14 protein-coding genes and 2 pseudogenes are annotated in these 13,801 nt (G+C 71.6%); 11 read left to right on the top strand and 5 right to left on the bottom strand.

The window, feature by feature from the left end:
• Window positions 1-20 precede the first annotated feature (20 nt).
• Entirely contained in the window at window positions 21-593 is a 573-nt protein-coding gene (locus ABTX62_RS12350) for a transglutaminase domain-containing protein (protein ID WP_352116098.1), read from the top strand.
• 12 nt (window positions 594-605) lie between these two features.
• Window positions 606-1,307, top strand: coding sequence for a B3/B4 domain-containing protein (locus ABTX62_RS12345; protein ID WP_352116097.1), 702 nt, complete (start codon window positions 606-608; stop codon window positions 1,305-1,307).
• An 18-nt stretch (window positions 1,308-1,325) separates the two neighbouring features.
• Here ABTX62_RS12345 and ABTX62_RS12340 read toward each other — a convergent pair whose 3' ends face one another.
• Both ABTX62_RS12340 and ABTX62_RS12335 read right to left on the bottom strand, forming a co-directional pair.
• Window positions 1,326-2,054, bottom strand: coding sequence for a lysophospholipid acyltransferase family protein (locus tag ABTX62_RS12340; RefSeq protein ID WP_352116096.1), 729 nt, complete (start codon window positions 2,052-2,054; stop codon window positions 1,326-1,328).
• A gap of 187 nt (window positions 2,055-2,241) precedes the next feature.
• Window positions 2,242-2,676 (bottom strand): annotated as a pseudogene (locus tag ABTX62_RS12335) (DUF4395 family protein).
• Between the two features lie 65 nt (window positions 2,677-2,741).
• Between ABTX62_RS12335 and ABTX62_RS12330 the strand changes: the two are divergent.
• The 4 genes from ABTX62_RS12330 (at window position 2,742) to ABTX62_RS12315 (ending at window position 5,755) form a co-directional block, all read left to right on the top strand.
• Entirely contained in the window at window positions 2,742-3,155 is a 414-nt protein-coding gene (locus tag ABTX62_RS12330) for a thioredoxin family protein (RefSeq protein WP_352116122.1), read from the top strand.
• An 83-nt stretch (window positions 3,156-3,238) separates the two neighbouring features.
• The gene (locus tag ABTX62_RS12325; RefSeq protein WP_352116095.1) at window positions 3,239-3,730 is read left to right on the top strand and encodes a flavin reductase family protein; all 492 of its coding nucleotides are present in this window, start codon (window positions 3,239-3,241) and stop codon (window positions 3,728-3,730) included.
• 218 nt (window positions 3,731-3,948) lie between these two features.
• Window positions 3,949-4,737 (top strand): electron transfer flavoprotein subunit beta/FixA family protein, encoded by a 789-nt coding sequence (locus ABTX62_RS12320; protein ID WP_352116094.1) that lies wholly within the window; start codon window positions 3,949-3,951, stop codon window positions 4,735-4,737.
• A 55-nt stretch (window positions 4,738-4,792) separates the two neighbouring features.
• Window positions 4,793-5,755 (top strand): electron transfer flavoprotein subunit alpha/FixB family protein, encoded by a 963-nt coding sequence (locus ABTX62_RS12315; RefSeq protein ID WP_352116093.1) that lies wholly within the window; start codon window positions 4,793-4,795, stop codon window positions 5,753-5,755.
• 65 nt (window positions 5,756-5,820) lie between these two features.
• Here ABTX62_RS12315 and ABTX62_RS12310 read toward each other — a convergent pair whose 3' ends face one another.
• Window positions 5,821-6,726, bottom strand: coding sequence for an endonuclease/exonuclease/phosphatase family protein (locus ABTX62_RS12310; RefSeq protein ID WP_352116092.1), 906 nt, complete (start codon window positions 6,724-6,726; stop codon window positions 5,821-5,823).
• A gap of 194 nt (window positions 6,727-6,920) precedes the next feature.
• Between ABTX62_RS12310 and ABTX62_RS12305 the strand changes: the two genes are divergently transcribed.
• Both ABTX62_RS12305 and ABTX62_RS12300 read left to right on the top strand, forming a co-directional pair.
• Window positions 6,921-8,216: a DUF6986 family protein gene (locus ABTX62_RS12305; protein ID WP_352116091.1), complete on the top strand. Its 1,296-nt coding sequence runs from the start codon at window positions 6,921-6,923 to the stop codon at window positions 8,214-8,216.
• A gap of 176 nt (window positions 8,217-8,392) precedes the next feature.
• Window positions 8,393-8,965, top strand: a pseudogene (locus ABTX62_RS12300) (serine/threonine-protein kinase); the annotation flags it as partial.
• Between the two features lie 200 nt (window positions 8,966-9,165).
• Here the strand turns inward: ABTX62_RS12300 and ABTX62_RS12295 are convergent.
• Window positions 9,166-9,981: a hypothetical protein gene (locus ABTX62_RS12295; protein WP_352116090.1), complete on the bottom strand. Its 816-nt coding sequence runs from the start codon at window positions 9,979-9,981 to the stop codon at window positions 9,166-9,168.
• A 7-nt stretch (window positions 9,982-9,988) separates the two neighbouring features.
• Entirely contained in the window at window positions 9,989-10,975 is a 987-nt protein-coding gene (locus tag ABTX62_RS12290) for a LacI family DNA-binding transcriptional regulator (protein ID WP_283974730.1), read from the bottom strand.
• 274 nt (window positions 10,976-11,249) lie between these two features.
• On the opposite strand from ABTX62_RS12290, the gene ABTX62_RS12285 reads away from it, so the two are divergent.
• From ABTX62_RS12285 to ABTX62_RS12275, 3 genes are all read left to right on the top strand, one after another.
• Window positions 11,250-12,203 carry an ROK family protein gene (locus ABTX62_RS12285; RefSeq protein WP_352116089.1) on the top strand — a complete coding sequence of 318 codons (954 nt, stop codon included), beginning with the start codon at window positions 11,250-11,252 and terminating at the stop codon, window positions 12,201-12,203.
• A 593-nt stretch (window positions 12,204-12,796) separates the two neighbouring features.
• Window positions 12,797-13,240, top strand: a complete 444-nt coding sequence (locus ABTX62_RS12280; protein WP_283974724.1) for a helix-turn-helix transcriptional regulator — start codon at window positions 12,797-12,799, stop codon at window positions 13,238-13,240.
• A 10-nt stretch (window positions 13,241-13,250) separates the two neighbouring features.
• Window positions 13,251-13,667 (top strand): VOC family protein, encoded by a 417-nt coding sequence (locus tag ABTX62_RS12275; protein ID WP_352116088.1) that lies wholly within the window; start codon window positions 13,251-13,253, stop codon window positions 13,665-13,667.
• The last annotated feature ends 134 nt before the right edge of the window (window positions 13,668-13,801 follow it).

Raw genomic sequence — 13,801 nt, 5'->3', positions numbered from 1 at the left:
CTTTTCTACGCTCTGCCTGCATGCAGCTGATCCAGCAAAATCCCGACCTCTCCGCCTACGTGGCCGCTGACGAGGCGATCGACCACCACCATCCGCTCGTGCGGGAAGCAGCGGCCAGGCTCGCCGATGGTGTGACCGACTCGTATGACTATGCGCGGGCGGCCTTCGAGTTCGTACGCGACACCCTCCCGCACTCGCAGGACTCCGGCGATCTCCGCGTCACCTGGCGCGCCTCCGACGTCCTGGAGCAGCGCACCGGCATCTGCTACGCCAAGGCCCACGCGCTGGCCGCCCTGCTCAGGGCCGAGGGCATCCCCACCGCGCTGTGCTACCAGAAGTTCGATGTGGTGCACGGGCTGGTCGCCGTGCGGTTCGACGGCGCGTGGCACCGGCAGGACCCCCGGGGCAACAAGCCCGGCGTCGACGCCCAGTTCTCCCTCCGTGGTGAGCGGCTGGCCTTCGTGCCCGACCCTGCGGCCAATGAACTGGACTATCCAGTCTTGTATGCTGCACCGCATCCGGTCGTGCTCGATGCGCTCGCGGCAGCGCGCGACCGGCCGCACCTCTGGCAGACGCTCCCCACCGCACTCTGAGGCAAGGCGACCATGACGCTCACGCCGACCGTGTCCGACGACGTACGCGCTCTCGCGCCCGGTTTCACGCACATCGCGGTCGAGGCGCACGGCCTCGTCGGCGGACCGAGCAACGACGCCGGTTCCGCGCTCCTCGACGACGCGACGCGCCGGCTCGCCGCACGGCTGGACGGTCGCGCCCCGCACGAGGACCCGCACATGGCAGCCTGGCGCGCGACCTACACGGCGTTCGGCTCGAAGCCGTCCCGTACCCGCAACTCGGCGGAGGCCCTGGCCAGGCGGGCCCTCTCGAAAGCGGGACTGCCCCGTATCAACCTGCTCGTGGACCTCTACAACGCCGTCTCCGTGGCTCGTCTGATCCCCGTCGGAGGCGAGGACGCCGACCGCATCGAGGGTGGCATGCGTCTGATCCGTGCCACGGGGGAGGAGGACTTCGTGACCGTCGCCGGCGGTGAGGAGACCGTGGAGCACCCCGATGCGGGCGAGGTGGTGTGGCGCGACGACGCCGGCGTGACCTGCCGCCGGTGGAACTGGCGCCAGGGCCCGCGCACCCGGCTCACCGAGGAGACCACGTCGGGGATCTTCCTGCTGGAGAGCCTGGCCCCGATGCCGGTCGCCGAGGTGACGGCGGCCGCGGCGGAACTCGCCGAACTGCTGGCGAAGTTCAGCCCGGGAGCGGACATCGCCGTACGCGCTCCGGAGCCCTCCGCCTGAGCCGCGGCCGGCCGGGCGTCAGTGCGCCTCGGCCTCGCGCACCTGCTCCGGCGTCGGGGCCGTTCCCCCGAGGTGGGCCGGCATCCACCAGGTGTCGTCCGGGCCCTTCGGACGGACGGGGTAGGCGCGCTGGGCGGCTTCGAGGAGTTCCTGGACCCGCTCGCGCAGCTGGCGCGTGATGGCGCCCGCGTACTTGTCGCGGGAGGCCTCGATCGCCTCGCCCACCCGGATCGTGATGGGGATGTGGCTGCGCTTGAAGTTGCGCGGCTGGCCCTTGGTCCACAGCCGCTGCGTGCCCCACACCGCCATCGGGATCAGCGGGACCCCGGCCTCCTGGGCCAGGCGCGCGGCGCCCGACTTGAAGCTCTTCAGCGTGAACGACTGTGAGATGGTGGCCTCGGGAAAGACTCCGATGATCTCGCCCGACCGCAGCGAGTCCAGGGCGTGCGCGTAGGCCGCCTCGCCCTGCTTGCGGTCCACCGGAATGTGCTTCATCCCCCGCATCAGCGGCCCGGAGATCCTGTGCCGGAAGACGGATTCCTTCGCCATGAAACGCACGAGACGTTTCTGCGGCAGCGCCGCCAGGCCGTCGAAGACGAAGTCCAGGTAGCTGATGTGATTGCTCACCAGCACGGCGCCGCCCGAGCGAGGGATGTTCTCCGAACCCTGACAGTCGATCTTGAGGTCCCACACCTTGAACAGGGTGCGGGCGAAACCGACGACGGGACGGTAGACGAGCTCTGCCATGGGCGGGCCGGACCCCTCCTGCTCTGCCTGGGAAGGGATTCCCAGTGGAAAGTTACGCAGCCGTAGGTTTACGGCTTGTCGCAGATGGTGCCCCAAGAACGGCCGGGTAGCCAGTCCTCGTGCCCGTGGGCGGAGAGATTCTCATCACGTCGCCCGCCGGTTCCCACCTCGTGCTTTTGCGCCCCCATTACTCCGCACGGACCGTCACCCGCCGCACGAGCAGGTACAACGCCCAGCCCGGGCAGTACCCGAACGCCGCATTGAGGAAGGCGGCGACGAGCGCCGCGCCGGTCGCCGCGCCACCCGGTCGGCCGGGTGCCAGGGCGTGGCCCGCGAGTCCGGCGGACGGCAGACCCACCCCCTGGGCGCAACGCGGTGGTCCGGGTGCCTCGAACTCCGTCCACGGCCCGAGCCGTCGACGGACGGGCACCGCGGAACGGCAGGCCGTCGAGGGAGCGGCTCACTGCGCCCGCCGCGCCCAGCGGGAACGCGAGTGTCTGCCGGGCCGTCGGCCGGACGCTCCCCGTGACCGTCACGACCGCCAGGACGGCGGCCGTGACGGCCGCCGTCCGGAACGCGGCCCTCTCGCGTCGATGTCCGGATGTCCCTGGGAAGCAGGCATTCCGCGACGCGGTCGCGGAGCGGGGGCGGGAATCTTCGCGGTATCGGGAACGCTTGCAGCAGGTGATGACCGGACTGGTGGTGTGCGTGGTGGTGCTCGCGGCGGCGAGCGCCCACGGAGTGCCGCAACGGCGGCGGAGCGGGAGAGTGCGCGTGTACGGGCGGGACGAGGGTGAACGGCTCGATGCGGCGGAGCTGGGTACGCCGCTCGGCGAGCGGGCCACGCTCGTGCAGTTCTCCAGTGCGTTCTGCGCGCCCTGCCGGGCGACCCGGCGGGTCCTCGGCGAGGTCGCCGCGGTGGTGCCCGGGGTGACCCACGTCGAGATCGACGCCGAGGCCCACCTGGACCTCGTCCGGCGGCTGGAGATCCTCAAGACCCCGACCGTGCTGGTCCTCGACGCCGACGGACGGGTGGTGCGGCGGGCCGCGGGGCAGCCGCGCAAGGCCGATGTGATCGCCGCGCTGGGAGAGGCGGTGTGACGGGTGTGACGCCGCCAGTGAGTCATCTCCCACATCCGGGAACGAACTTGACTGCCCCTGCCATTCATCGTCAGCCTGCCCTCATGCCTGCGGACCTTCTCGCCCCGCCCGATCTCCTGCGCTCGGTCTTCCGCCGGCACGCGGCGGGAGTCGCCGTCATCACCGCCCGTGGCGAGGCGGGCCCGGTGGGCTTCACCGCCACCTCCCTGACGTCCGTTTCGGCCGAGCCGCCCCTGCTGTCCTTCGGTGTCGGCACCGGCGCCTCCAGCTGGCCCGCGATCGCGGCGGCGGACCACGTCGGTGTCCACATCCTCGGCGAGCACCAGCGGGAACTGGCCGCCACCTTCGCCCGCAGCGGAGCCGACCGCTTCGCCCCGCCCACCGCCTGGCGGGAGGGGCCCGAGGGCGTCCCCGTCCTCGACGGCGTGCTCGCCTGGCTGGTGGGCCGTGTCGTCGCGCGTGTGCCCGCCGGGGATCACCGGATCGTGCTCGCCGAGGTCGTACGGGGCGACCCTTCGGGCACCGGCCGTCCCCTCCTCTACCACCAGGGGCGTTTCCAGCGTCTGCGGGACTGAGTCCGGGCCCCCGGGGCTGCGTGACCGTCGAGTTCCGGTTACGCTGCGTTGCGAAGGTCACAGTTCAAAGCGCTTGCTTAGCGGGAACGAACTGAGTGTACTGACGAGTAATATTTCGCTCGGGGCGTGGGTCGCCCCGACCGGGAACGGACGCTAGAGGCGCCTATGCTGCCTGCAAGTAGGCAGCATGGAAATGACGATGCAGTAGGAGAGCCGGCGTGAGCTTGAGGATCGTTGTCACTGTGAAGTACGTGCCCGACGCCACTGGCGACCGGCACTTCGCCGATGACCTGACCGTCGACCGGGACGACGTGGACGGTCTGCTCTCCGAGCTCGACGAGTACGCGGTCGAGCAGGCGCTGCAGATCTCCGAGAACTCCGACGACGACGTGGAGATCACCGTCCTGACGGTGGGCCCCGAGGACGCCAAGGACGCCCTGCGCAAGGCGCTGTCCATGGGCGCCGACAAGGCGATCCACGTCGAGGACGACGACATCCACGGCACCGACGCCATCGGCACATCCCTGGTCCTGGCCAAGGCGATCGAGAAGGCCGGCTACGACCTGGTGATCTCCGGCATGGCCTCCACCGACGGCACCATGGGCGTGGTGCCCGCGCTGCTCGCCGAGCGTCTGGGCGTTCCGCAGGTCACCCTGTTGTCCGAGGTGTCGGTCGAGGACGGCACGGTCAAGGGCCGCCGCGACGGCGACGCCGCCTCCGAGAACCTTGAGGCCTCCCTGCCGGCGGTCGTGTCGGTGACCGACCAGTCGGGCGAGGCGCGTTACCCCTCCTTCAAGGGCATCATGGCGGCCAAGAAGAAGCCGGTTCAGTCCTGGGACCTGTCCGACCTCGACATCGAGGCCGAGGAGGTCGGCCTGGAGGGCGCCTACACCACGGTCGACAACGCGGTCGAGCGCCCGGCCCGCACCGCGGGCACGATCGTCAAGGACGAGGGCGAGGGCGGCAAGCAGCTCGCTGAGTTCCTCGCGGGCCAGAAGTTCATCTAGGCCCCGCAGTCGCTGTCCGTCCCTCATCTTTCGCAAGCAGGAGAGAAGAAGTCCCATGGCTGAAGTTCTCGTCTACGTCGACCACGTGGACGGCGCCGTCCGCAAGCCCACCCTGGAGCTGCTGACCCTGGCCCGCCGCGTCGGCGAGCCGGTCGCCGTCGCGCTGGGCAACGGCGCCGGTGACACCGCCGCCGCGCTCGCCGAGCACGGCGCGGTGAAGGTCCTCACGCACGAGGCCGCCGAGTACGCCGACTACCTGGTCGTACCGAAGGTCGACGCCCTGCAGGCCGCGGTCGAGGCCGTGTCCCCGGCCGCCGTGCTGGTGCCGTCCTCCGCCGAGGGCAAGGAGATCGCCGCCCGTCTGGCGCTGCGCCTGGGCTCCGGCATCATCACCGACGCCGTCGACCTGGAGGCCGGCGACTCCGGTCCGGTGGCCACCCAGTCGGTGTTCGCCGCCTCGTTCACCACCAAGTCCCGTGTCTCCAAGGGCACCCCGGTCATCACGGTCAAGCCGAACAGCGCGGCCGTGGAGGCCGCCCCGGCCGCCGGTGCGGTCGAGGCCCTGAACGTGTCCTTCTCCGCGCAGGCCACCGGCACCAAGGTCACCGGCCGTACGCCGCGTGAGTCGACCGGGCGTCCGGAGCTGACCGAGGCCGCGATCGTGGTCTCCGGTGGCCGTGGCGTCAACGGCGCGGAGAACTTCGCGATCATCGAGGCGCTCGCCGACTCCCTCGGCGCGGCCGTGGGTGCCTCGCGGGCCGCGGTGGACGCGGGCTGGTACCCGCACACCAACCAGGTCGGCCAGACCGGCAAGTCCGTCTCGCCGCAGCTGTACATCGCCAACGGCATCTCCGGCGCGATCCAGCACCGCGCCGGCATGCAGACCTCGAAGACGATCGTGGCGATCAACAAGGACGCCGAGGCCCCGATCTTCGACCTCGTCGACTACGGCGTCGTCGGCGACCTCTTCGACGTCGTCCCGGCCCTCACCGAGGAGATCAAGACCCGCAAGGGCTGATCGGCCCCGGCCGTGGAAGGCCCCCGTGACCGCGCGAACTCCAGCACGGTCACGGGGGCCTCTTCTCATCCCAGGGTCATCGAGGCCTGCACCGGCAGATGGTCGCTCGGATACGTCCCGTCCCTGCTGAAGGTGTTCATCCCGGCCCAGTGGGTGGTCACCCCTGGGGTGGTGAGGATCCAGTCGATGCGCCGCCCGCCGGGCTTGAGCGTCCGGTAGCCGTGGTGCGTCCCGTACGCCGGACTCCGCGAGGCGGCCGCGTCCCAGGCGTCCACCAGTCCGATGTCCAGCATGAGGTCGTACACCCGGTTGTCGTGGGCGGCCGCGTTGAAGTCGCCGGTGACGATGACCGGTATCGACCGGTCCCACGCGGCGATCGTCTCGCCGATGAGCCCCGCCGAGCGCTCCCGGGCGTACTGGCTGACGCTGTCCAGGTGGGTGTTGAGGACGTAGAACTCCCGTCCCCCGTCGGTCAGATCGGCGAAACGGACCCAGGTCACCATCCGCAGCCAGTCGGCGTCCCAGGTGTTCGAAGCGATCGTGTACGGGGTGTCGGACAGCCAGAAATGATCGAATTCGATCGGTTCGAGTCTGCGTGTGTCGTAGAAGACCGCCATGAACTCGTCCTTGCTGCCGCCTCCGCGTCCGATGCCGATCCAGTCGTAATGCCCGCCGAGATCTTGCTCGATCGCGCGCACTTGCCGGTAGAGCCCTTCCTGGATGCCGATGAGGTGCGGTCGCTCGCGGCGCAGCAGTTCTCGCATCACCGGTCGGCGCACGGCCCAGCGCGGTGTCTCGTCGACGACGGTCGCGAAGCGCACGTTGAACGTCATGACGTTCAGGGCGCCCGGGTGCTCGTCGGCGGTAGCGGGCTGTGTGGGGCCCGCACTGGTGAGCAGCGGTCCTGCGACGGCGGCCGCCGCGGCTGCCTTGAGCCCGTGGCGGCGCGTCACTCCGACCTCGTTCGACACGTGGTCTCCCTCCCCTTGGGCGTCAGGATGAAGCTTGCCTGCTGAATACGGAAGATGCAGACGGGTCTGAGGTGACCATGGGTGAAGGATGGAGAATCCCACTTCACGACGGTGTTGACCAGGCCGAAGGTCGGCCGATAACTTCGCTCTACGGATTGTTGATTCCGTACAGCGGAAAATGGGAGGGTCTCGGCATGGGTCAGCAGGAGAAGGTGGCGACGAGCCTCGCGGGCGCCGTCAGCGAGGAGATCAGCGCCTCCCTCGCGCCGGTCGACGCCGAGCTGGAGCGCCGCTATCCCGGAGACCCCGGCACCCGCCAGCCCGTCCACACCGTCTACGTACCCGGCGACGTCTTCGCCGCCGACACCGTCCGCACCTGGGGCGACCGGGCGCTGGCCGCCCTCGACGAGCACGCCCCGGACGCCGAGGCCTTCGCCGCCGTCCTCGGCCTCGCCGACGAACTCGCCGAGCCCGTCCACGCGCGCGTGCGCGCCAAGCTGGAGCGCGAGCCGATCGAGGACCTGCGCGTCGACTTCGAGGACGGCTACGGCAACCGCCCCGACGCCGAGGAGGACGAGGCCGCCGCCCGCGCCGCGCGTCTCATCGCCGAGGCCTACGCGACCGGCACGGCGGCCCCCTGCATGGGCATCCGCATGAAGTGCATGGAAGCGCCCGTACGCGCCCGGGGCATCCGCACCCTCGACATCTTCCTCACCGGCCTGATGGAGTCCGGCGGCCTGCCCGGCGGGCTGGTGCTCACCCTGCCGAAGGTGACGTACGCCGAGCAGGTCACCGCCATGGCGCGGCTGCTGGACGCCTTCGAGGAGGCGCACGGCCTCGCACCGGGCCGGATCGGCTTCGAGATCCAGATCGAGACCAGCCAGGCCATCCTCGCCGCCGACGGCACCGCCACCGTCGCCCGCATGATCCAGGCCGCCGAGGGCCGCGCCACCGGTCTGCACTACGGCACCTTCGACTACAGCGCCTGCCTCGGCGTCTCCGCCGCCCACCAGGCCAGTGACCACCCCGCCGCGGACCACGCCAAGGCCGTCATGCAGGTCGCCGCCGCCGGTACGGGCGTACGCGTCTCGGACGGCTCGACGAACGTCCTGCCGGTCGGCCCGACCGCCAAGGTCCACGACGCCTGGCGCCTGCACTACGGCCTCACCCGCCGCGCCCTGGCCCGCGCCTACTACCAGGGCTGGGACATGCACCCCGGCCACATCCCCACCCGCTACGCGGCCGTCTTCGCCTTCTACCGTGAGGGCTACGAGCAGGCCGCCGCCCGCCTGTCCCGCTACGCCAACCGCACCGGCGGCGACGTCATGGACGAGCCCGCCACCGCCAAGGCCCTCAGCGGTTACCTGCTGCGCGGCCTGGACTGCGGTGCCCTGGACATCGGCGAGGTCGCCCGGCTGGCCGGCCTGACCCGGGCGGACCTGGAAAGCTTCGCGGTGCCCCGGCGCGGGGATCTGACGGCGTCCGCTTGACCGCCTCCCTCCGAGCGGCCTCCCTCCGAGCGGCCTCCCCCCGACGGCTGGGCCCGCACGTATCGGCCCTGTCGCAGCCGTCAACCGCGACCGGCGCCGTCACCCCCGCCCCGTAGTCTGTACGCCACGCACTGACGGTGTCAGTGCATCCGGTGGGTCGCAGAAACGGGGCAGGGGTGTCGACGGGGGAGCACGGGCGGACGGACGGGATCGGACGGCTGCTGGCAGGCCGTTATCGCGTCACGGCGGCGCTGGGACGCGGCGGCATGGGCATCGTCTGGAAGGCCGTCGACGAGGTCCTCGGCCGTGAGGTCGCGGTCAAGGAACTGCGCACCTACACCGACGCGGCCGGTCCGGAACTGGCCGGTCTGCAACTGCGGATGCAGCGCGAGGCGCGTGCGGCGGCCCGGGTGCGCCACCCCGGCGTCATCGCCGTGCACGACATCGCCGAGGTCGACGGCCGTCCGATCATCGTCATGGAACTGGTCGACGGACCGTCCCTGGACGACGTCCTGCACGAGCGCGGCACGCTGGACCCGGCGGAAGCCGCCGGGATCGGCGCGAAGGTCATGGACGCGCTGTCCGCCGCCCACCGCGCGGGCGTCCTGCACCGGGACGTCAAGCCGGGCAACATCCTGCTCGACCGCTCGGGCCGGGTCGTCCTCACCGACTTCGGCATCGCCACGATGGAGGATCCCGGAGACGGTTCCGCCACGCACCTCACGCGCAGCGGCGAACTCGTCGGATCCAAGTACAACCGCCGGGTCTGAAAGACCGCCGACTCCCACAACGCCTCCGGCACCAAGGTCGGCATCCTCAAGGCCGGCACCAACTACTTCTACTGCCAGCAGAACCTGGGCCGCCGCGAGACGTCCGGGGAGTGGACCAACATCTGGTGGGCGAAGACCGACGACGACAGCGGCAACACCGACGTCTGGGTCAGCGACGTCTACATCAAGGGCGGCGACAACGACGCGCCGGTCCCCGGGCTGCCGCTGTGCTGACCCCGTGCCGAGGCGGCCGCGTACCGTTCGAGACCGGAGGCCGTCACCAGCTTCTCCTCGACGAACAGCCGCGTACCCCGCTCGCACAGCCGCCGGTCTCCGCGGGCCCGCGCGCAGAACTCCTCGGGCACGACACCGAACAGCTCCCGCAGGCGCTCCACGCTCACCAGCAGCTCGGTCAGCAGCTCCCGCTCACCGGGATGCGTGCGCGGAGTGCCCGTGCCGTCGTGGAGGACGCCGTGCCGGTTGACGTAGGCATAGGCGCCGGGCAGCCGGGTGCCGTCGGCGAGGTCGATCCGCACGTCGGGCGACGGAAGCCAGGCCCGGTCGAAGTTGCCGCCCGGCACCGGCACGCCCTCGCTGGCGTCGATCACGGCGAGCTGCTCGGCGTCGAGCCACAGGACGAACAGCTCCCGCACCGTCTCCGGGGCGCCGACCGGCGAGGCCGACACGTACCCCATGCGGCTCACATGCGCCGAGACGCCCGCGTCGACACCCGTCACCCGGGCCTTCACCATCGGCAGGGGTGACCTGATCCCGAACTCCGCCATCTTGTGCCGCAGCTGGCCCGGGCAGCCGTTGGAGCCGATGGCGATGACCGGGGTGCGGTCCTCGTACACCAACCGCTCCGGCGGCAGGAAGCGGTCCCCGTCGAGGAGCCCGGAATCCGCCGGCCACGCGCCCGGGTAGAGCAGGGGATGCTCACGCGGCGCCTCGGCCAGACCCAGGGCCCGCAGCGTGCGATCGGTGGCGTCGTCCATGAGCCGCTCAGTCCGCCGGTGGGATCTCGCCCGAGCCGCGGGTGATCAGCCGCGTCGGCAGCTCGATGCGCTCGGGGGTGACGAGGGTGCCGTCCAGCTGCCGGAAGAGGCGCTCCGCGGCGGTGCGGCCGATGTCCGAGGCGTCCTGGGCGACGACGGTGACGCCCGGCTGGAGCAGGTCGGCGAGCTCGATGTCGTCGAATCCGACGAAGGCGACGCGGCGGGTCTGTTCGGCGAGCACCCGGATCACGGTGACCGTCACCCGGTTGTTGCCCGCGAAGATCGCGGTGACCGGGTCCGGGCCCGCCAGCATCTGCTCGGCGGCCCTGCGCACCCGCTCGGGATCCGTGACGCCGAGTGACATCCAGGGGTCCGCCACCGGTATGCCCGCGTCCTCCATCGCCGCCCGGTAGCCGCGCAGCCGCTCGGCGGCGGTGTGGATGCGCGGCATGTCGCCGATGAAGCCGATCCGGCGGTGCCCGTGCGCGATGAGATGGGTGACGCCGTCGCGGGCGCCGCCGAAGTTGTCCGACAGGACCACGTCGGCGTCGATGTGACCGGCCGGCCGGTCCACGAACACCGTGGCGACACCGGCCTTGAGCTCGGGTTCCAGATACCGGTGGTCGTCCCCGGCCGGGATCACCACCAGCCCGTCCACCCGCCGCGCGCACAGGGCCAGCACCAGTTCCTGCTCCCGCTCGGGGTCCTCCGCGCTGGAGCCGTTGATCAGGAGGGCGCCGTGTGCGCGGGCCACCTCCTCGACGGAACGGCTCAGCGGCCCGTAGAACGGGTCCGCGAGGTCCTCCAGGACCAGGCCGATGCTCGCCGTGCGCCCCTTGCGCAGCACCCGCGCGCTGTCGTTGCGACGGAAGCCGAGCGCGTCGATCGCCTCCTGGACCCGCCGCTCCGTCTCCGGGGTGACCCCCGGCTCCCCGTTCACGACACGGGAGACCGTCTTGAGGCCGACTCCGGCGCGCGCCGCGACGTCCTTCATGGTCGGCCGGGTGCCGTAGCGCGTTGCGGATCGGAGGGGGGTCTGGGGCACGGTGCGGTGTCCTGTCCTGTCGTCCACGGGGGTGCGTCGATCCTGGGTTTGTATGAGGATGTGGCGTCGAGCATAGAGCCTGGACAACGTTGTCAGGGTCGGGAGAGACTGTCCACCGCGATCTCCGGCCTCGCGTACCGTCGCGGGACCGGTCCGCTGCTTGCCCTGCTCTTCATGGCTTTCTCGGCGTTTTTCTCATGCCCGACGGGGAGATCCGACTCTGATGCACACCGACCTCGTGGCCGCGCTCGACATCGGCGGCACCAAGATCGCGGGCGCCCTGGTGGACGGCCACGGCCGGATCCAGGTCCGCGCCCAGCGGCCGACGCCCGCCCGGGAGGACGGCGACACCGTCATGCGGGCGGTGGAGGAGGTGCTGGGTGAGCTCACCGCGTCACCGCTGTGGGGGCGGGCCAGGGCTGTGGGCATCGGCAGCGCCGGGCCCGTGGACGCCTCCGCGGGCACGGTGAGCCCGGTGAACGTGCCGGGCTGGCGCGACTATCCGCTCGTCGCCCGGGTCCGGGCCGCTGCCGGGAGCCTGCCCGTCGAACTGATCGGCGACGGTGTGGCGATCACGGCGGCCGAGCACTGGCAGGGCGCCGCCCGCGGTCACGACAACGCGCTGTGCATGGTCGTCTCCACGGGCGTCGGCGGCGGCCTGGTGCTCGGCGGCCGGCTGCACCCGGGGCCGACCGGCAACGCGGGGCACATCGGCCACATCAGCGTGGACCTCGACGGCGATCCCTGCCCCTGCGGCTCACACGGTTGCGTGGAGCGCATCGCGAGCGGCCCCAACATCGCCCGGCGCGCCCTGGAGAACGGCTGGCGGCCCGGCCCCGACGGGGACACCTCCGCCGCCGCGGTGGCCGCCTCGGCGCGCTCCGGCGACCCGGTCGCCGTCGCCTCCTTCGAGCGGGCCGCCCAGGCCCTGGCGGCCGGAATCGCCGCCACCGCGACGCTCGTGGAGATCGACATCGCCGTGATCGGCGGGGGTGTGGGCAAGGCGGGCGAGGCCCTCTTCGCCCCTCTGCGCAAGGCCCTGAGCGCCTACGCCACCCTGTCCTTCGTCCGGAACCTGACCGTGGCCCCCGCGCAGATGGGCACGGACGCCGGTCTGGTGGGCGCGGCGGCGGCAGCCCTGGCGAAGCGGACGGACGCGGCGGCGGCGGGGGTCTGAGGTCGGGGCTCGGTCGATCGGGCAGGAACGTTCGGCCTGGGGAGGGTGCCGAGTGCTCACGAGGCCTGTGGGGCCGGTGGCGGCCCTGGCGAAGTAGAGGGGCGCGGTGGCGGTGGGGGTCTGAGACCGGGGCTCGGTCGATCGGGCAGGAACGTTCGGCCTGGGGAGGGTGCCGAGTGCTCACGAGGCCTGTGGGGCCGGTGGCGGCCCTGGCGAAGCGGAGGGGCGCGGTGGCGGTGAGGGCTGAGGTCGGGGCTCGGTCGATCGGGCAGGAACGTTCGGCCTGGGGAGGGTGCCGAGGGCTTACGGGGGTGGGTGGGCGCGGTGACGGCCCTGGCGAAGGGGGCGGACGCGGCGGCGGGGGTCTGAGACCGCGACCTGGCCGATCCGGCAGGAACGTTAGCGTGGGGAGGGTGCCGGGGCTCGCGGGGCGGGTGAGCGGGGGAGCGGGCCGACCGTGGGCCTGCCGGCTCACGCCCCTTCCCGGATGCAGGCAGGGTGCTTCTGACCCGCCCCCTCCCGCCATGGGACCCGGTCGTCCGGGACACCCGGACATCGACCGCATGGAGGTGTGATGTGGCACGATCACGTGTGTGAGCAGCAGACCCGCCTCGGCACAGCACCTGCGCGATCTCGCCCGACTGCGCCGCGTCAAGGACCGGATCGACCGGGAGTACGCGAAGCCTCTGGACGTCGAGGCGCTCGCCCGGGGCGTGCACATGTCGGCGGGACACCTCAGCCGTGAGTTCCGGCAGGCGTACGGCGAGTCGCCGTACAGCTATCTCATGACGCGGCGCATCGAGCGCGCCATGGCGCTGCTGCGCCGGGGCGACCTCAGTGTCACGGAGGTCTGCTTCGAGGTCGGCTGCGCGTCGCTGGGCACCTTCAGCACCCGTTTCACCGAGCTGGTGGGCATGCCGCCCAGTGCCTACCGGCGCGAGGCGGCCCGGGCGACGGCGGGCATTCCGTCGTGCGTGGCCAAGCAGGTGACCAGACCGGTCAGGAATCGAGAAGCGCCCGCGTCGAGCCGAAACTAGCGTGAGGGCCATGGACCTTCGGATTCACGCCAGTTTCCTTCCGCACGACGACCCGGACGCCGCCCTGGCGTTCTACCGCGACACCCTCGGCTTCGAAGTCAGAAACGACGTCGGGTACGAGGGCATGCGCTGGATCACGGTCGGCCCCGTCGGCCAGCCCGGCACGAACATCGTGCTGCACCCGCCGGCCGCCGACCCCGGCATCACCGAGGACGAGCGCCGCACCATCACCGAGATGATGGCCAAGGGCACCTACGCCAGCATCGTGCTGGCCTCCACCGACGTCGACGGCACCTTCGAGCGGGTGCAGGCGGGCGACGCGGAGGTGGTCCAGGAGCCGGTGGACCAGCCCTACGGAGTGCGCGACTGCGCCTTCCGCGATCCCGCGGGCAACATGGTCCGCATCCAGCAGCTCAAGACCCAGTAGCGGCAAGCCCGCACAGCACGACGCGTCACCCGCGGGTTCCCGCACGGCCGCGCGGTGCCGTCGGTTTCCGCCCTCCGTGCCCCCGGCGGGGGCGCGGGGGAGCGAGATCGTCCGAGCGCGGCGGCACCGCCCGA

It is taken from the genome of Streptomyces sp. NPDC096046 (assembly GCF_040303285.1).
In the GTDB taxonomy this organism is placed as follows: domain Bacteria; phylum Actinomycetota; class Actinomycetes; order Streptomycetales; family Streptomycetaceae; genus Streptomyces.
This window is presented reverse-complemented; position numbering and strand designations above follow the sequence as displayed.